The organism is Massilia sp. FBCC-B171 (assembly GCF_059134155.1).
The window spans coordinates 5,259,407-5,276,029 of record NZ_CP101443.1; the positions used below are offsets into that span (position 1 = coordinate 5,259,407).

At 63.3% G+C, this 16,623-nt stretch carries 19 protein-coding genes; 11 read left to right on the forward strand and 8 right to left on the reverse strand.

Features of this window, described 5'->3' with window-relative positions; all coding sequences use genetic code 11:
- The first annotated feature begins 6 nt into the window (after window positions 1-6).
- From NMB41_RS23765 to NMB41_RS23795, 7 genes are all read left to right on the forward strand, one after another.
- Entirely contained in the window at window positions 7-624 is a 618-nt protein-coding gene (locus tag NMB41_RS23765; protein WP_494380194.1) for an ABC-type transport auxiliary lipoprotein family protein, read from the forward strand.
- A complete protein-coding gene (locus tag NMB41_RS23770; protein WP_494380195.1) occupies window positions 621-1,781 on the forward strand; it encodes a VanZ family protein in 1,161 nt (386 codons plus the stop codon). Before NMB41_RS23765 ends, NMB41_RS23770 begins: the two co-directional genes overlap by 4 nt.
- A gap of 48 nt (window positions 1,782-1,829) precedes the next feature.
- Window positions 1,830-2,156, forward strand: coding sequence for a (2Fe-2S) ferredoxin domain-containing protein (locus NMB41_RS23775; protein WP_494380196.1), 327 nt, complete (start codon window positions 1,830-1,832; stop codon window positions 2,154-2,156).
- Window positions 2,157-2,169: 13 nt separating this feature from the next.
- The gene (locus NMB41_RS23780) at window positions 2,170-2,805 is read left to right on the forward strand and encodes an alpha/beta hydrolase (protein WP_494380197.1); all 636 of its coding nucleotides are present in this window, start codon (window positions 2,170-2,172) and stop codon (window positions 2,803-2,805) included.
- 110 nt (window positions 2,806-2,915) lie between these two features.
- The gene (locus NMB41_RS23785) at window positions 2,916-4,061 is read left to right on the forward strand and encodes a D-alanyl-D-alanine carboxypeptidase family protein (RefSeq protein WP_494380198.1); all 1,146 of its coding nucleotides are present in this window, start codon (window positions 2,916-2,918) and stop codon (window positions 4,059-4,061) included.
- A gap of 346 nt (window positions 4,062-4,407) precedes the next feature.
- Window positions 4,408-5,328 (forward strand): aldo/keto reductase, encoded by a 921-nt coding sequence (locus tag NMB41_RS23790; RefSeq protein WP_494380199.1) that lies wholly within the window; start codon window positions 4,408-4,410, stop codon window positions 5,326-5,328.
- Window positions 5,325-5,645: a metal-sensitive transcriptional regulator gene (locus NMB41_RS23795; RefSeq protein WP_494380200.1), complete on the forward strand. Its 321-nt coding sequence runs from the start codon at window positions 5,325-5,327 to the stop codon at window positions 5,643-5,645. The genes NMB41_RS23790 and NMB41_RS23795 overlap by 4 nt, the downstream gene beginning before the upstream one ends.
- On the opposite strand, the gene pssA is transcribed toward NMB41_RS23795, so the two are convergent.
- Window positions 5,642-6,433 (reverse strand): CDP-diacylglycerol--serine O-phosphatidyltransferase, encoded by a 792-nt coding sequence (gene pssA / locus NMB41_RS23800; protein WP_494380201.1) that lies wholly within the window; start codon window positions 6,431-6,433, stop codon window positions 5,642-5,644. The genes NMB41_RS23795 and pssA overlap by 4 nt on opposite strands.
- Before the next feature lie 136 nt (window positions 6,434-6,569).
- On the opposite strand from pssA, the gene NMB41_RS23805 reads away from it, so the two are divergent.
- Both NMB41_RS23805 and NMB41_RS23810 read left to right on the forward strand, forming a co-directional pair.
- On the forward strand, window positions 6,570-7,604 hold the full coding sequence (locus NMB41_RS23805) for a CAP domain-containing protein (RefSeq protein WP_494380202.1): 1,035 nt from the start codon (window positions 6,570-6,572) through the stop codon (window positions 7,602-7,604).
- A 4-nt stretch (window positions 7,605-7,608) separates the two neighbouring features.
- Complete coding sequence (locus NMB41_RS23810) at window positions 7,609-8,214, forward strand: Hpt domain-containing protein (protein ID WP_494380203.1); 606 nt, start codon at window positions 7,609-7,611, stop codon at window positions 8,212-8,214.
- A 27-nt stretch (window positions 8,215-8,241) separates the two neighbouring features.
- Here the strand turns inward: NMB41_RS23810 and NMB41_RS23815 are convergent, their stop codons facing one another.
- The 7 genes from NMB41_RS23815 to rpmH all read right to left on the reverse strand — a co-directional run bounded on the left by NMB41_RS23815 (window position 8,242) and on the right by rpmH (window position 13,604).
- Window positions 8,242-8,424, reverse strand: a complete 183-nt coding sequence (locus tag NMB41_RS23815) for a hypothetical protein (protein WP_494380204.1) — start codon at window positions 8,422-8,424, stop codon at window positions 8,242-8,244.
- A 367-nt stretch (window positions 8,425-8,791) separates the two neighbouring features.
- A complete protein-coding gene (locus NMB41_RS23820; RefSeq protein WP_494380205.1) occupies window positions 8,792-9,370 on the reverse strand; it encodes a DUF1439 domain-containing protein in 579 nt (192 codons plus the stop codon).
- Between the two features lie 42 nt (window positions 9,371-9,412).
- On the reverse strand, window positions 9,413-10,792 hold the full coding sequence (gene mnmE / locus NMB41_RS23825) for a tRNA uridine-5-carboxymethylaminomethyl(34) synthesis GTPase MnmE (RefSeq protein WP_494380206.1): 1,380 nt from the start codon (window positions 10,790-10,792) through the stop codon (window positions 9,413-9,415).
- Window positions 10,793-11,077: 285 nt separating this feature from the next.
- Window positions 11,078-12,760: a membrane protein insertase YidC gene (gene yidC / locus NMB41_RS23830; protein ID WP_494380207.1), complete on the reverse strand. Its 1,683-nt coding sequence runs from the start codon at window positions 12,758-12,760 to the stop codon at window positions 11,078-11,080.
- Between the two features lie 11 nt (window positions 12,761-12,771).
- Window positions 12,772-13,032, reverse strand: a complete 261-nt coding sequence (gene yidD / locus NMB41_RS23835) for a membrane protein insertion efficiency factor YidD (RefSeq protein WP_494380208.1) — start codon at window positions 13,030-13,032, stop codon at window positions 12,772-12,774.
- Window positions 13,029-13,361: a ribonuclease P protein component gene (locus NMB41_RS23840; protein ID WP_494380209.1), complete on the reverse strand. Its 333-nt coding sequence runs from the start codon at window positions 13,359-13,361 to the stop codon at window positions 13,029-13,031. Before NMB41_RS23840 ends, yidD begins: the two co-directional genes overlap by 4 nt.
- Before the next feature lie 108 nt (window positions 13,362-13,469).
- Complete coding sequence (gene rpmH / locus NMB41_RS23845) at window positions 13,470-13,604, reverse strand: 50S ribosomal protein L34 (protein ID WP_040378179.1); 135 nt, start codon at window positions 13,602-13,604, stop codon at window positions 13,470-13,472.
- A gap of 344 nt (window positions 13,605-13,948) precedes the next feature.
- Between rpmH and dnaA the strand changes: the two genes are divergently transcribed.
- A complete protein-coding gene (dnaA, locus tag NMB41_RS23850; RefSeq protein ID WP_494380210.1) occupies window positions 13,949-15,337 on the forward strand; it encodes a chromosomal replication initiator protein DnaA in 1,389 nt (462 codons plus the stop codon).
- 95 nt (window positions 15,338-15,432) lie between these two features.
- Window positions 15,433-16,539 carry a DNA polymerase III subunit beta gene (gene dnaN / locus NMB41_RS23855; protein WP_494380211.1) on the forward strand — a complete coding sequence of 369 codons (1,107 nt, stop codon included), beginning with the start codon at window positions 15,433-15,435 and terminating at the stop codon, window positions 16,537-16,539.
- Window positions 16,540-16,623: the final 84 nt, after the last annotated feature.

Consider the following 16,623-nt stretch of genomic DNA (forward strand, 5'->3'; position numbering starts at 1 on the left):
ATCACCTTGAACACCAATTTGCACCGCTTCCTTGGCGCCGCCGCCCTTGTCCTGCTCGTAACCGGCTGCGCCTCGGGCAGCAAGAACGGCGCCCTCAATACCCAGTTCGATTTCGGCCCGCTCGGCCCGGCATCGGCTCCGGTGGCGCAGGCGCCCCTGGCGGCGATCATCGTGATGGACGCCACCGGCTCGCCGACCTTCGAGAACGAGCGCATGGTCTACCGCCTGAACTACAACGACCCGCTGCAGGCGCGCACCTATGCCAACAGCCGCTGGAGCGCGAACCCGCTGCTCCTGGTGACGCAGCGCGTGAAATCGCGCCTGGCCCAGGCCGGCGTCAAGGTGCTGTCGGCCACCGACTCGAGCCCGAGCATCCCGGTCCTGCACATCGAGATCGACGACTTCTCGCATGCCTTTGCCAGCGCCAGCGCCAGCGAAGGCCAGGTGATGCTGCGCGCCTCGCTGTTCAATGACCGCGCCCTGCGCGATCAGAAGACGTTTACGCGCATCACGCCGGCGCCAAGCGCGGATGCCACCGGCGGCGCACGGGCGCTGGCCACCAGCACCGACGCCGTCGCCGCCGACATCATTGCCTGGCTCGCCCTCAACAACCGACCACGATGACCGGATCGGACGCGCACGGGGACCGTCACGGCGCAGCAGGAGCGAACGAAGCGCCGCGCCGCGGCTCGCCTGTCGCGCGCGCGGCGCTGCTGGCCTACCTGCTGCTGATCGTCTACGCCAGCTGGTACCCGTTCACGGGCTGGCGCAGCAACGGCCTGCCGCTGCTGTCGTTCATGAACCTGGTCAAGCAGCGTTACTTCACCGGCTTCGACGTGATGGTGAATATCGTCGGCTATGTCCCGCTCGGGATCCTGCTGGCGCTGGCGCTGTATCCGCTGGTGCGCGGGGTGTGGGCGGCGCTGCTGGCGACCCTGCTCGGTTTTCTCGTCACCGGCACCATGGAAACCGTGCAGAACTTCCTGCCCAGCCGCGTCCCGTCGAACCTCGATTTGCTGACCAATGCCGCCGGCTGCTTCATCGGCGCCTGCATCGGTCCCTTCATGGCAAAGAGCCTGCTCGACCAGGGCCGCCTGTACCGCGTGCGCAAGCGCTGGTTCGCGCCGCACGCCAGCCAGGGCCTGGTGCTGCTGGCCCTGTGGCCGCTGGCGCAAATCTATCCGCAGAGTTTCCTGTTTGGCCACGGCCAGGTGCTGCCGATTATCTCTGGTTGGTTATCCAGCTGGTTCGAAGAAGACATCGACCTGATCGCCATGCTGCGCCCGGGACCGGCCATGAGCGTCGAACAGTACTGGCTGTCGGAGACCATCATCACCGCCTGCGGCATGACCGGCGCCGCCCTCACTTTGCTGTGCCTGCTGCGCCGCGGTGCGCCGCGCTACACGATCATGCTCCTGATGCTGGGCGCGGCGCTGGTGATGAAGACCCTGGCCAGTTCGCTGCTGTTCCGGCCCGATAACGCCTTTGTCTGGGTGACGCCGGGCGCCGAGGGCGGCTTCCTGATCGGGCTGATCATGCTGGCGGGCCTGGCGTTTGCGCCGCAGATCGCGCAGCGCCGGCTGGCGGTGGTCACGCTGGTGCTGAGCCTGATCGTGGTGAATACGATTCCGGCCAACCCGTATTTCACGCTCACGCTGCAGGGCTGGGTGCAGGGTAAATTCCTGAACTTTAATGGGGCGGCCCAGTTTTTATCGCTGTTGTGGCCCTTCTTCGCCCTGTGGTTCCTCTTGCTGCCCTCCCATAAACTCAATCGTCATTAAGAACGCGTATCATTGCGGTTGACCACGTCACGGATAGCGAGACCCGACATGAGCGACACCAAACCGTATTACGAGCACCACGTGTTCTTCTGCATGAACGAACGCGATGGCGAGAATTGCCGCCAGAGCTGCGGCAAGTCCGGCGCCGAAATCGCGCAGAAACATGCCAAGAAGCGCATCAAGAAGCTGGGCCTGAGCGAGCCGGGCAAGGTACGCATCAACAAGGCGGGCTGTCTCGAGCGTTGCGAAGAAGGCCCGGTCGTCGTCATCTACCCGCAGGGCATCTGGTACACCTATGTCGATACGGACGACATCGACGACATCATCGACACCCACATTCTCGGCGGCCAGATCGTCGAACGCCTGAAAATCTGACCGCTTTCGCACCATGAACAAGTTTTCGAAACGTTTTACCCTGGACGGCCCCGTCGGCAAGATGGAATGCATGCTCGACCTGCCGGAAGGCGCGCCGCACGGCATCGCACTGGTCGCCCACCCGCATCCGCTGTATGGCGGCACGATGGAAAACAAGGTCACGCAAACGCTGGCGCGCACCTTCGTCACGCTCGGCTACGCGACGGCGCGCTTCAATTTCCGCGGCGTCGGCCAGTCGGAAGGCGAGCATGACCGCGGCCACGGCGAAGTCGACGACATGGCCTTCATGCTGGAACACATGCAGGCCGAGTACCCGGGCCTGCCGGTGGCGCTGTCCGGCTTTTCCTTCGGTACTTTTGTGCAGGCCCAGTTGCATGCGCGCCTGGTGAACGAGGGCAAGCCTGACGCCATCGAGCGCCTGGTGCTGGTCGGCTGCGCCGCCGGCAAGTGGCCGATGCCCAACGTCCCCGAAGACACCATCCTGATCCACGGTGAGCTGGACGACACCATCACCCTGCAGATGGTGTTCGACTGGGCGCGGCCGCAGGAAATTCCGGTGATCGTGATCCCGGGCGCGGACCATTTCTTCCACAAGCGTCTCAACCCGATCAAAAATCTTGTCGTCCAAATGTGGCGGCGTGACAATTGAGCGCGGCACTGGCCTATAATTAGGCACTTCAATGAATCCATGCCGTTGGGCAATGCTTTATGCACCCCTGCGGCATCCGCACCACCCCTACTGACTCACATTCTGCTCCCATGAAAAAACTGATTGCGGCCGTCGCCGCCAGCCTGCTGGTGATGTCGGCCAGCGCGCAAACCGTGCCTGCCCCACAGATCGCGGCAAAATCGTGGCTGCTGCTCGACGCCACCAGCGGCCAGGTCATCGCCGCCCAGGACCCGAACGCGCGTATCGAACCAGCATCGCTGACCAAGATCATGACCGCCTACGTCACCTTCCAGGCGATCCGCGACAAGAAGCTGGCCCTGAACACCATGGTCAATGTCTCTCCGCGTGCCTGGAAAGTCGACTCGAGCAGCTCGAAGATGTTCATCGACCCGGCCACCCCGGTCAGCGTGGACGACCTGCTGCACGGCCTGATGGTCCAGTCGGGTAACGACGCGGCCGTGGCCCTGGCCGAAGCCGTCGCCGGCGACGAAGGCACCTTTGTCGTGCTGATGAACCGCGAAGCCCAGCGCATGGGCCTGAAGAACACGAAATTCGCCAATCCGCACGGCCTGCCGAGCCCGGACAATTTCTCGACCGCGCAAGACCTGGCGCAACTGGCCACCAATGTGATCCGCGACTTCCCCGAGTTCTACAAGATCGACTCGGTCAAGCAGTTCACGTACAACAAGATCACCCAGCAGAACCGCAACCGCCTGCTGTGGCTGGACCCGACCGTCGACGGCATGAAGACCGGCCACACCGAATCCTCGGGCTACAGCATGATCGCCTCGGCGCGCCGCCCGAACGGCGCTTCGGGCCAGCGCCGCCTGATTTCGGTCGTCTCGGGCGCCAGCTCGGACGGCGTGCGTACCCAGGAAAGCCAGAAGCTCCTGAACTGGGGCTTCCAGAACTTCGACACCGTCAAACTGTATTCGAAGGGCCAGGCGATCGCCACGCCGGAAGTGTGGAAGGGTGCGCAAGGCACCGTGAAGATCGGCTTTACCAATGACGTGCTGGTGACGGTGCCGAAGGGCGTCGCCGGCAAGCTCAAGCCTGTGCTCGAGCGCAAGGACCCACTGGTCGCCCCGCTGCCGCGCAACGGCCGCGTCGGCACGCTGCGCATGATGGTCGACAACAAGCCGCTGCTGGTGCTGCCGGTGGTCGCGCTGGAAGAAGTGCCGGAAGCGAGCATCTTCGGCCGCACCTGGGATTCGATGCGCTTGATGATCAAGTAAGCATCGGCTTCGGCTGATCGACAATGCCCGCCCGGCTCGCGCCCGGCGGGCATTTTTTACGGGCATACCGAAACCGATATTGCCGACAAGGGACGTAGGGTGGACGGCTACACTAATGCAGCATGCGTACCTGCAGCGTTGACGCCGCCCACGCGTTCAACCAGCGGGAGATGCCTCGCGAAAGATCTCCAGCCGGTTGAACGCGTGGGCGGCGAACGAGGCAGCAAGCTTGCAGGCGCCTGGGTGGAGCCGCCCACCCTACGGGTCTGTGCTTCGTTCGCGGCAGATCGAAATCCTATTGCACCGCTATAATGCAGCGTTACTTTTCAAGCAAGAAAGCCCCGCCATGACCGCCTCCTCTCCCCTCGCCTGCCCCCGCGTCGCCACCCGCAAGGATGGCCTGGTGCTCTCGCGCGTCGTTGCCGGCATGTGGCGCCTGGGCGAATGGGATATGTCGGTCGAGCAGCGCATTGCCTTCATCGAAGACTGCATCGCGATGGGCGTCACCAGCTTCGACCATGCCGACATCTACGGCGATTATGGCGTCGAGGGCCTGTTCGGCGAAGCGCTGCGCGCCCAGCCGTCGCTGCGCGCCCGGATGGAAATCGTCAGCAAGTGCGGCATCAAGCTGGTTTCCCCAAGCCGACCGGCGCACACGATCCAGCATTACGACACCAGCCAGGATCACATCGTCGCCTCCTGCGAGGCCTCGCTGCGCGCGCTCGGCACCGACCACCTCGACCTGCTGCTGATCCACCGCCCCGATCCGCTGATGGACTTCGACGAGGTCGCCGAAGCGTTTACCCGCTTGCAGGCGGCGGGCAAGGTGCGCCATGTCGGCGTGTCGAATTTCACGCGCCACCAGTTCGAGTCGCTGAATCGCCGCGTGCCGCTGGCAACCAACCAGGTGGAATTTTCGCCCCTCTACACGGCGCCGATGTTCGATGAAACCTTCGATGGCATGCAGGACCTGGCGATTGCGCCCATGGTCTGGTCGCCATTCGGGGGTGGCCGCCTGTTCAGCGCCACGGACGATCACAGCGTCAACTTGCGCGCCGTCATCCAGGAAGTCGCCGACCGCCTGGGCCAGTCGTTTGCGAGCGTCGTCTTCGCCTGGATCATGATGCTGCCGAGCCGGCCGCTGCCGCTGACCGGCAGCGGCAAGATCGCCTCCGTCGCCGCCGCCGTGGCCGCGACCGGCTTCACGCTCGAGCGCAGCGACTGGTTCGCGATCCTGCGCGCGGCGCGCGGTCACGAAGTCGCATGAGGACTGCCATGGCCGAGCCGCTCAAGATCGTCGAGGGAACTGCGCTGACGCCGCAGCAGAAGAAGGATTTATTGAACCGCCTGGCCCGCATCGAGGGCCAGTTGCGCGGGGTGCAGAGGCTCGTCGCGCTCGCGGCCGAGCCGGCCGATTGCGAAGCGGTGGCCCAGCAGATGGCAGCGGCGAGAAAAGCGCTCGACCGCTCGTTCGTTCAACTCCTCACCGCCACTGTCGTGACCCACAGCGAAGGCGCCGAAGACCTCGACGGTGCACGTGCGGTGGCTGCCAGATTGGCAGCGCTGCTCGACAAATTCGCCTAAATTTCTTCCTCGTCCGCGTAGACCAGCGGCGGCGCCACCCCGCGCCAGCCGGAACGCCATGCAATGTTCAGCAGCAGCGTGGCGCAGATGTACAACAGGAAGAACAACACGAAAAAGCGCGTCTGTAATATGACGAGGAGCAGAACGGCCACGCCAATCAGGGCTAATATCCCCTTGCTCAGCTTTTGCTTGCTGCTAGGAAATCGTACGGTCGACACCATCAGCGTGCCGACGGCAACCATCAGCGCCATCACGGCAAAGGCCTGGGTCATGTTGACCACCGGATCCGGCCAGGCGAGCACGACCGCGGCGACACAGGCGGCGCCGGCCGTGATCGGCATGCCGACGAAATAACGCGGGTCGGTGCGTCCGACCGAGATATTGAAGCGCGCCAGGCGCAGCGCGCCGCAGGCGACAAAGATGAAGCAGGCCAGCCCGCCCATGCGCACGATGGTGGGATGTGCAGCAGTCATCTGGGCGAAACCGTAGCAGTACAGCAGCAAACCGGGTGCGCAGCCGAAATTCATGACGTCGGCAATCGAATCGAGCTGGACGCCGAAGTCGGACTGGGTGTTGGTGGCGCGGGCAATAAAGCCGTCGAGCGCGTCGAACACGCCGGCCAGCACCAGCAGAATCGCCGCGAGGCGGAAGTCGTCCGGTGCGCCGACCTGGGCATTGTCGACCGAGATGACGATGCTGCCGAAGCCGCAGGCGATCGACAGCAGGGTCACGAAACTCGGCAGGGCAAACTTGGCACGTGCGAGGCGCGCTGGGCGGGATCGGTTCAATTCGGGTCCGGGCTAGAGAAGGTGGCCCTATTCTACAGTGCGCACGGGTACGGTCGCGCACGGACCCTGCCATCGTGCATATTCGATTTACCCTAGAATGTGCCTTTTTGATGTTGATTTGAATCAGGAGTAACGGATGAGCGAATTGCTGCGCGCGAGGATGATGGTGGCGGGATGCGTCACCGCCCTGGCCCTGGCCGGTTGCGGTGGAGGCGGCGGCGGTAGCAGCGCCAGTATCGCCGATCAGGTCCCGGCCGTCCCTGCGCCGCCAACGCAAGGCCCCACCTCGCCGGTCATCCCTGATCCGCTGACGCCGGTCACGCCCGCGCCTGATACCCCAGCCATCCCCGGCGCGCCCGCCGTCACCGGCAATATCGCCGTCGATGGCCGCGAGTGGCTCAATTTCCGCCGCGGCCAGGTCGGCATGTCGACGCTCGTGCACAACACGGTCATCGACATCGCCGCCAAGGGACACTCCGAGTACCAGCGCATCCACGGCATCACGCACGACCAGGTGCCGGGCAAGGAGGGCTTCACCGGCGCCACGGTCGCCGACCGCCTGACCGCCGCCGGCTACCGCTTCAATACGATGGCCTCGCGCGCCTATGGCGAAGTCATTTCGGCGACCAGCAACGCGTCGGGGCAGTACATGGCGGAAGAACTGATCACGGCGGTCTATCACCGCTTCGTCATCTTCGAACCGGTGTTCAAGGAAATCGGCACCGGCGCGTCCACCACTGCCCAGGGTTACAACTACTTCACGGCCAATTTCACCGCTAATAACGGTTATGGCATCGGCCTGCCGAGCGACCAGCTGGCCGTCTGGCCCTTCAATGGCCAGACCCTTGTGCCGCGCAATTTTTTCAGCAATACCGAACAGCCCGATCCCGTGCCTGACCGCGATGAAGTCGGCTATCCGATCAGCGTGCATGCGAACATCGACATGCTGATCCAGGTGACGAGTTTCACGGTCCGTCCACGCGGCGGCGCGGATATGGCAGTTAGACTGCTGAGCAATGCCAACGATTCCCACACCGGGACATCCTCGGCCGCCATCGTGCCGCTGACGCGGCTGGCGCCGAACACGGTCTACGACGTCAGCTTCAGCGGTTTCACAGGCCGTACCGGCACCACGCCGGTCTCGCGCACGTGGTCGTTCACGACCCGCTGAACGGATGACCCGGCACGACCTCCCAGCGCTGCCGCCAGACCCGCACACGGTGCAGGTGCTCGATACCGAAGCCGGGATCGAACGCCTGATGGGCAACCGCGCCCTCTATCTGCGCGTCCTTGCGGGTTTTCGCAGCGATTACCGCGGCAGTGCCGGTGCGATCCGGGATGCGCTCGAAGCCCATGACACGGACCTGGCGCAGCGCCTGGCGCACACGCTCAAGGGCGCGGCCGGCATGATCGAAGCGCAGGCCCTGCATGCGGCGGCGCTGGCGCTGGAAGATGTCCTGCGTGGCGGCAAGCGCGACGCGCAGTCACTGCTGGCGCCCCTCGACGCCGCGCTGGCCGGGGTACTGCGCGCACTCGATGCGATGGCGTGGGAGACACAGCCAACGCCAGCGCCCGCGCCGGTGCCGGCGCCGGACAACGCGCTGGCGGACCTGCGCGCCATGCTCGACATCGGCGACGGCGCGGCGGTCGAACTGGCTGCCGCGGCGCACAGCGAACTAAGCATGCATCTGGGGGAACGGGGATATGCGGCCTTGCGCGCGGCGGTAGCGGATTTCGACTACGAACGCGCCCTCGAATTGCTCGACCAGCCGCGCAACTAGGCTAGCAAGCAACGCACCGGCAGGCGCTCAGCGCGTAAATTCGGCTTCTTCGTCAAACGCGTCGGTGCAGTCCTTGCCGCAGAAACGGCGCACGCTGTCGACCGGTTTGTCGCAGTACCAGCATGAGCCTTTCGGCGGCAGGCTGACGCGCGACGGCCTCGTTTGTGCGGTGGCGGCGGGCGACGCATCGGAGGCCCCACCGTCGTTCATCACACTGTCTTGTATCGTTTCCAAGGTCCACCCCCTACCGGCAGCACATCAAGTCGTCAAGCAAGATTACTGTAGTGGAACATCCCGGACATGAGCAATCGCAATGGGGGTGTTCCGGTGCAGCAGCGCTGCCACAGCCGTTCTGGAGATCCAGTGTGCGCCCAACCCGGCGCTGCCGCAACGGCGTCGTCGATGGCACACACCCGTTGCGGCAAGCCTGCAACAGATCGTCAGACAGCGCGCAGGCAGCCGTGAAAGGCGACGTCATCTGCGGAAATCATAGCAGTATTGACAACGCATTCCAGCAGCATTCCAATCGTGCGGGGTTGGTTCAGGCGGGGGATTTTGTAACAGGATGCAAGGCGACCTAGCGTGGTGCTTCCGGCTCCAGCGAGACGCGCAGCCCCGTGGCGGTGGTGGTAATCCGGGTCGGCACATACTGCACGCCCGCGTAGCGCAGCTCGTCCATGCGGAAACTGTAGACCGGAATATCGAGGAGCGCCTGGTCGAGCAATCCGTTCGCCGCGCGCGACAGCTGGCGGCTCACCGACTCGTCGAGCCCCGTGATGGAGAAGCGCTCCAGGCGCGGTTCGGCCAGGAAGACGCCGGTCTTGGCCTGGTCGATATACAGCCGCCCCGAGAAGGCCAGGCTGCCGGCGAAGGGTGTGCGCAGTAGGGATTGGGCGACCCTGGCTTCCACGGTGAGCGCGATGCGGTCGTCCGGCAAGATTGCCAGCTGCGGGCGCGACAGGCGCACGTCGAACAGCGCGAGCAGGCGGTTATCGACGGGGAAGCGGCGGTCGAGGCCCGACTGAAGTTTCGACAGCGGGATATCGACGTCGCGCGGGCCGACCAGGCTGGCGCAGGAGCTCAAGGCTGCGGCCGCCACCAGGCCAGATGCGATGATGAAAGCGCGCCGCGCGCGGAAAGCTCGTTGATCAGCCATTCTTGCTCCTTGGGTTCAGCTCAAGGGTAGCATGGCCGGCCCCTATTTCCCGATACAGAACCGGCTGAAAATCACCCCCAGCAAATCGTCCGGCGTGAATTCCCCGGTAATGCTGGAGAGCTGCTCCTGCGCCAATCTCAGCTCTTCGGCGAACAGGTCGAGCGACTGGTCGTCCTGGGCCGCGTGCTGGGCCGCCACGTCGAGGTGCTGGCGCGCAGCGCGCAGGGCGATCAGGTGGCGTTCGCGCGCCAGATACAGCGACTCACCCGTCTGCTGCCAGCCGGCGATGCGCAGCAATTCGGCGCGCAGCAAATCGATGCCGAGCATTTCGTTGGCCGACAAATAGATGTGGGTCGCGTCGGCCGCGCCTTCGACCACTGCGCGATGGCCGGACAGGTCGATCTTGTTCCAGATGCGTACCACCGGCACCCCGATTGGAAAGGCGGCGACGATGGTCTCGTCGGCCGCACTCGGGCCGAGATTGGCGTCCAGCAGGTGCAGGATCACGTCGGCCTTGCCGACTTCGCCCCAGGTGCGCTCGATGCCGATGCGTTCGACGACGTCGATGCCCTCGTCGATCGCGCGGATGCCGGCGGTGTCGATGATATTCAAGGGAATGCCCTCGATCTGGATCGTCTCGCTGACCTTGTCGCGCGTGGTGCCGGCGATCGGCGTGACGATCGCCACCTCGGCGCCGGCCAGCGCGTTCAGTAGCGAGGACTTGCCGACGTTCGGCTGCCCCACCAGCACCACATTCAGGCCCTCGCGCAGCAGCGCGCCTTGCGCGGCCTGGCGGAACACGTGTTCGAGCGAGTCGATGATGCCGGCCAGCTGGCCGCGCGCGTTCGATTTTTCCAGAAAATCGATTTCCTCTTCGGGAAAGTCGAGCGTCGCTTCGACCAGCATGCGCAAATTGATCGTCTGCTCGACCAGCCGGTGCACGACCTGCGAAAAGGCGCCGGACAGGGACTGCGAGGCGGATTTGGCCGCCGCTTCGGTCGAGGCGTCGATCAGGTCGGCCACGGCTTCGGCCTGGGCCAGGTCGAGCTTGTCGTTGAGGTAGGCGCGGCGCGTGAACTCGCCGGGTTCGGCCAGGCGCAGGCCATGTTCGCGGCCCGCTTCCAGCACCCGCGCCAGCAGCATCTGCAGCACGACCGGGCCGCCGTGGCCCTGCAGTTCGAGCACGTCTTCGCCGGTATAGGAATGCGGTGCCTTGAAGAACAGCGCGAGGCCCTGGTCGATGACGGAACCGTCGCCCGATGTAAACGGAATATAGGTTGCGTGGCGCGGCGCCAGCTTCGCGTCCGGGAACAGCGAGGCGATCAGGGGCGCGAGCGATTTGCCGGAGGCGCGGACCACGCCGATGCCGCCGCGGCCAGGTGCGGTGGCAATTGCCGCGATAGGTGAGGTGTCTAGCTTCATGCGCGAATTGTAGATGATTTAAAGCAGGAACCTGCCTGCGTGGATATTCTCGTAGGGTGGGCACTCCGTGCCCACGCGAAATGGCGCGGCATGTTGGCGCTTTTCGAAGCGCGGATGACGAGCCGCATTGACGCTACCCGATGCGTCGACGTAAAGCGCGCGCATCGGCATATGGGCGCGCTAACGTGGTGCCTCATTCCGCGTGGGCAAGGATTGCCCACCCTACAGTAAACTATAAAAAAAGCCCGTGGAATCCACGGGCTTTCGTCTGCTGCGCGGAGACGCTTACTTGGTCGCCGGCGCGTAACGCTTGGTGATCACCCACTGCTGCGCGATCGAGACCAGGTTGTTGACCACCCAGTACAGCACCAGGCCCGACGGGAAGAAGACGAACATGACCGAGAACGCCAGCGGCATGAACAGCATCATCTTGGCCTGCATCGGATCGGCCGGCTGCGGGTTCAGTTTCGCGGTGACGTACATCGAGATCGCGTACAGCACCGGCAGGATGAACCACGGGTCAGGCTGGGTCAGATCCTGGATCCAGCCGATCCACGGCGCGCCGCGCATCTCGACCGAGGCTTGCAGCACGTAGTAGAGGGCCAGGAACACCGGCATCTGCACCAGGATCGGCAGGCAGCCGCCCAGCGGGTTGATCTTCTCGGCCTTGTACAGCTCCATCGTGGCCTGCTGCATTTTCACCGGGTCGGCTTTGTAGCGCTCGCGGATCGCCTGCATCTTTGGCGTGACAACGCGCATCTTCGCCATGCTGCGGTAGCCGGCAGCCGACAGCGGGAAGAAGGCCAGCTTGATCAGGATGGTGAAGGCGATGATGGTCCAGCCCCAGTTACCCAGCAGCTGGTGGATCTGGTCGATGATCCAGAACAGCGGCTTCGCGATAATCGCGAACATGCCGTAGTCCTTGACCAGTTCCAGGCCCGGGGTGATCTTTTCCAGGGTCTTCTCGTCCTGCGGGCCCGAATACAGGCGCGCGCTGTTCGACACGGTGGCGCCAGGCGCAACCACGCCCAGCGGCTGGACGGTACCGATGGCGTACAGGTTCGTCGCCAGCTTCTTCGTGAAGATTTCACGCGCGGTGTTCTCGAGCGGAATGAAGGCCGACACGAAGAAGTGCTGCGAAATCGCCACCCAGCCGCCGTTCGCCTTGGTCGAGTGCTCGGCCTTGCCCTTTTCGATGTCTTCGAAGGTCAGCTTCTGGTACTTCTCGGTTGGCGTCCACAGGGTCGGACCGGTGAAGCTCGGGGTGAACCACGAGTCGCCCGGCGGCTTGTTGCCGTCGTGCTGAAGCTGCATGTAGAGCGAAGGCTGCACGGGCGCGGCGGTCAGGTTGGTGACGTCATGGCGCACGTCGACGACGTAATCGCCGCGTTTGAAGGTCAGCGTCTTGGTCAGCTTGACGCCACCCTGCTCGGCGTCGAGCACCACTTGCACGGTGTTGCCGCCGTCGAGGCTGCGCAGGCCGGGACGCGCCACGAATGGCGTGTTGTGGTTCGGCAGGACGCCCGCAGGGGTCGAACCGATCAGGCCGGTCTGGCCCAGGTAGGTGTTATTGCCCGACACGTCGAACAGCACCTGGTTCTTCGTCTTGTCGAAGTGGTCCGGGTATTTCAGCAGCTCGAGGCGGCGGATCACGCCGCCGACGGTGTCGATCTCGGCTTTTACGACATCGGTCGTGACGACGATGCGTTCGGCGCGCACGGGCGCAGGCGCGGCCGGCTGGCCGGGTACCGCACCCGGGACGGCGCCTGGCACCGCACCCGGCTGGGCGGCGGCGGCAGGAACGCCGGTGGTCGTGGTGGTGGCGTTCGCCGGTGCCTGCGCAACTTTGGCCGGTGGCGTCGGCGAGAACATCGATGGCTTACCGGTCGAGATCATCCAGTTGTTCCACAGGACGACAAGCGAGACGGCGAAGACAATCCACAGAATGGTACGTTTATTGATTTCCATTGAGGTATTGATCAGGAGTGGTTGCAACCGCAAGCGGCTGAGTGGGAATCTTTGTGCCCGCGTGGGGGCACCGGATCGACGCCGCCCGCGTTCCAGGGATGGCAGCGGCCGAGGCGGCGCGCGGCCAGCCAGCTGCCGCGCAGCGCACCATGGGTCTGGAGCGCCTCGATGGCATAGCTGGAACAGGACGGATAAAAGCGGCAATTCTGCCCGAGCATCGGCGACAGTACGAGCTTGTAGGCACGCACGATCCAGATGAGCAGGGTTTTCATGGCGACGGCGGCGCTGGTGCCGGCCCTGTAGGACGGCGTGGACGCTGCGAAGCGAGCAGGCGCGACAGTTCGGCGTGCAGCAGGCGCTTCAAGGCGCTGTTCGTTGCCGGACCCGCCTTGGTATTCACCGGACGCGCCAGGCGGACGATGCAGTCGACCGACTGGATCTCGTTCGTGCGGAACAGTTCGCGCGTGATGCGCTTGATGGTATTGCGGGTGACGGCGCGCGGCGCGAAGCGCTTGGCCGCGACGATGCCCAGCCGCGCATGGGGCAGCGGGCTGGGACGTGTGTACAACACGAAATGCGCGGATTTTTGCGTTGGCCGCAAACGAAAAACGGATGAAAACTCATCCGTTTTTAAAATGCGCCGAGCGCGCGCGAAGTCGTGCGAACCTTCGCCTGTCATGGCCGACCGCAGGAAAGCAGGCGAACTGGCTTAGACAGCCAGACGCTTGCGGCCCTTGGCGCGGCGTGCGTTCAGGACTTGACGGCCACCACGGGTAGCCATACGTGCGCGGAAGCCGTGCGTGCGCTTGCGACGAACGACGGAAGGTTGGTAAGTACGTTTCATGGTGGTCTCGCTTAAAGCAAAATAGGATGCAAAATCGGGTCTGACGTCTCTCGTCAGGAATCGGCGCAATGACAGTTCGCAGTCGTTAAGCCAGCGTCACGCCACAGCTAAGTCCGCATTTTCTCAACCATCAATTGCTTGGCTGACAGGTAGGCGGACAGGGAACCCTGAATTAGACTCGATTTCAACCCGAACTGTCAAGGCGACTGTTGTTTCCGGTCGCCGCGTGACGTATGGATAACTTCGTCTTTATCCCCAGCGCCGCCGAAAAACTTGGGGCAACCTGTGGATAACTTACGCGGAGACAGGTAAAATAGCGTGTTACGTATCACGAAGCCGCACAAATGGAAAATTTTTGGCAGACCGCCTCCGCGCAACTGGAGCTCGAGCTGACGCCGCAACAATACAGCGCGTGGATCAAACCGCTCGTCGCCCTCGATTACGAGGACGGCAAGCTGCGCATGGCTGCGCCCAATCGGTTCAAGCTCGACTGGGTGAAGTCGCAGTTCGCCAACCGCATCACGGCGCTGGCCTGCCAATACTGGGAAGCCCCGGTCGAGGTGCAGTTCGTGCTCGACCCGAGCCAGAACAAAAAACTGCCGGACGCCGTGCGCCCTGCCCCGACCAGCCACGTCGAACCGGGCCAGCTGCGCCCCTCCGTGCCGGCCGAGCCGCAGCAGAACCTGAACATCGCCAATTCGCCGAAGCGCGAACAGAGCCGCATCAACCCGGACCTGACCTTCGACAGCTTCGTGACCGGTAAAGCCAACCAACTGGCGCGCGCCGCCGCGATCCAGGTGGCGAACAACCCGGGCGTGTCCTACAACCCGCTGTTCTTCTACGGCGGCGTCGGCCTGGGTAAGACCCACTTGATTCACGCCATCGGCAACCAGGTGATGATCGACAATCCTGGCGCGCGCATCCGCTACATCCACGCCGAGCAGTACGTGCGTGACGTCGTCACCGCCTATCAACGCAAGGGCTTCGACGACTTCAAGCATTACTATCATTCGCTCGACATGCTGCTGATCGATGATATTCAGTTCTTTGGCGGCAAAAGCCGCACGCAGGAAGAGTTCTTCTATGCGTTCGAGGCGCTGATTGCCGCGAAGAAGCAGATTATCATTACCAGTGATACTTATCCGAAAGAGATCACTGGCATGGATGACCGCCTGATCTCGCGCTTCGACTCCGGCCTGACGGTCGCGATCGAACCGCCGGAACTGGAAATGCGTGTCGCGATCCTGCTGAAAAAAGCGCAGTCCGAAGGCGTCACTTTGTCGGACGACGTCGCGTTCTTCGTAGCCAAGCACCTGCGCTCGAACGTGCGCGAGCTGGAAGGCGCGCTCCGTAAAATCCTGGCCTACTCGCGTTTCCACGGCAAGGACATCACGATCGACGTCGTGAAGGAAGCCTTGAAAGATTTGCTGTCGGTGCAGAACCGCCAGATTTCGGTGGAAAACATCCAGAAAACGGTCGCCGACTTCTTCAACATCAAGGTCGCCGACATGTATTCGAAGCGGCGCCCGGCGAACATCGCCCGCCCGCGCCAGATCGCCATGTACCTGGCCAAGGAACTGACGCAAAAGAGTTTGCCGGAAATCGGCGAGCTGTTCGGCGGCCGCGACCACACCACCGTGCTGCACGCGGTGCGCAAGATCGCCGGCGACCGCCAGAAAAACCCGGAGTGCAATCACGAATTGCACGTGCTGGAACAGACCCTGAAGGGGTAATCCGGACCAGCTCAGCCGGGGGTGGCAATTACCCCCGGTACACGGCAAAATAGTAGTAGCAACACTTTCAAGTATTAACCCTTCTGAGGACAAATATGCAATTGGTCAAAACCACCCGAGATACCCTTCTCCGGCCACTGCAGATCGTGAGCGGTATTGTCGAGCGTCGGCACACCATGCCGATTCTGGCCAATATCCTCATCCGCAAGGACGGCGAAAGCGTCTCTTTCCTGTCGACCGACACCGAAGTGCAGATCACGACGCTGGCCAACATCGGCTCCGGCGACGACGTCACCGGCACCACGGTGGCCGCCCGTAAATTGCTGGACATCCTGCGCGCGCTGCCGGAATCGGGCGATGTGACGATGACGCTGGCCAATAAACGCCTGACGGTACAGAGCGGCAAGTCGCGCTTTGCGCTGCAGACCCTGGCCGCCGAGGAATTCCCGACCGTCTCGGTCGCGGACACCTACAACGCCACCGTCACCCTGCCGCAAAAGACCCTGAAGCACCTGTTTAACATGGTGCACTTCTCGATGGCCCAGCAGGACATCCGCTACTACCTGAACGGCCTGCTGCTGGTGCTGGACGGTAACAAGGTGATTGCGGTCGCCACCGACGGCCACCGCCTCGCCTTCTGCCAGGTCGAAGCCGAGCAGGAATTCGCGCGCCAGGAAGTCATCATCCCGCGCAAGACCATCATCGAACTGCAGCGCCTGCTGGAAGAAAGCGACGAAACCGTCCAGCTCGACATCGCGGCCTCGCAAGTCAAATTGACCTTCGCCGACATCGAACTGGTGTCCAAGCTGGTCGAGGGCAAATTCCCCGACTATACCCGCGTGATCCCGAAGGGTTATAAAAACGACTTCACGATCAGCCGCGACGAACTGCTGCGCTCGCTGCAGCGCGCCGCGATCATGACCAGCGACAAGTTCAAGGGCGTGCGCTGCATCATCACCCCGGGCAGCATGAAGATCAGCTCGACCAATGCCGACCAGGAAGAAGCGGTCGAAGAACTCGAGATCGACTACGGCGGCGACCAGATCGACATCGGTTTCAACGTCACCTACCTGCTCGACGTGCTGAACAATTTGAAATGCGACCAAGTGAACATCGCCCTGGGCGACTCGAATTCGTCGGCCCTGATCTCGATTCCCGAGAATGGCGACTTTAAATATGTCGTCATGCCGATGCGGATTTGATCGCGCCTTGTCGTGAAGTGTGTGGATCCCCGGACTGGCCTGTGCCTGCTTCGGGGATTATGCAGTCTGAATACATAGTTTTTT

What these genes read in the sequence shown, in the direction of transcription:
- NMB41_RS23795 (WP_494380200.1), top strand. Translation starts at nt 5,325, where the DNA reads ATGAGGACTGCCATGGCCGAGCCGCTCAAGATCGTCGAGGGAACTGCG.
- NMB41_RS23770 (WP_494380195.1), top strand. Translation starts at nt 621, where the DNA reads ATGACCGGATCGGACGCGCACGGGGACCGTCACGGCGCAGCAGGAGCG.
- rpmH (WP_040378179.1), bottom strand. Translation starts at nt 13,604, where the DNA reads ATGAAACGTACTTACCAACCTTCCGTCGTTCGTCGCAAGCGCACGCAC.
- mnmE (WP_494380206.1), bottom strand. Translation starts at nt 10,792, where the DNA reads ATGAAGCTAGACACCTCACCTATCGCGGCAATTGCCACCGCACCTGGC.
- NMB41_RS23785 (WP_494380198.1), top strand. Translation starts at nt 2,916, where the DNA reads ATGAAAAAACTGATTGCGGCCGTCGCCGCCAGCCTGCTGGTGATGTCG.
- dnaN (WP_494380211.1), top strand. Translation starts at nt 15,433, where the DNA reads ATGCAATTGGTCAAAACCACCCGAGATACCCTTCTCCGGCCACTGCAG.
- NMB41_RS23805 (WP_494380202.1), top strand. Translation starts at nt 6,570, where the DNA reads ATGAGCGAATTGCTGCGCGCGAGGATGATGGTGGCGGGATGCGTCACC.
- yidC (WP_494380207.1), bottom strand. Translation starts at nt 12,760, where the DNA reads ATGGAAATCAATAAACGTACCATTCTGTGGATTGTCTTCGCCGTCTCG.
- NMB41_RS23775 (WP_494380196.1), top strand. Translation starts at nt 1,830, where the DNA reads ATGAGCGACACCAAACCGTATTACGAGCACCACGTGTTCTTCTGCATG.
- NMB41_RS23790 (WP_494380199.1), top strand. Translation starts at nt 4,408, where the DNA reads ATGACCGCCTCCTCTCCCCTCGCCTGCCCCCGCGTCGCCACCCGCAAG.
- dnaA (WP_494380210.1), top strand. Translation starts at nt 13,949, where the DNA reads ATGGAAAATTTTTGGCAGACCGCCTCCGCGCAACTGGAGCTCGAGCTG.
- NMB41_RS23820 (WP_494380205.1), bottom strand. Translation starts at nt 9,370, where the DNA reads ATGGCTGATCAACGAGCTTTCCGCGCGCGGCGCGCTTTCATCATCGCA.
- NMB41_RS23780 (WP_494380197.1), top strand. Translation starts at nt 2,170, where the DNA reads ATGAACAAGTTTTCGAAACGTTTTACCCTGGACGGCCCCGTCGGCAAG.
- NMB41_RS23815 (WP_494380204.1), bottom strand. Translation starts at nt 8,424, where the DNA reads ATGAACGACGGTGGGGCCTCCGATGCGTCGCCCGCCGCCACCGCACAA.
- yidD (WP_494380208.1), bottom strand. Translation starts at nt 13,032, where the DNA reads ATGAAAACCCTGCTCATCTGGATCGTGCGTGCCTACAAGCTCGTACTG.
- NMB41_RS23810 (WP_494380203.1), top strand. Translation starts at nt 7,609, where the DNA reads ATGACCCGGCACGACCTCCCAGCGCTGCCGCCAGACCCGCACACGGTG.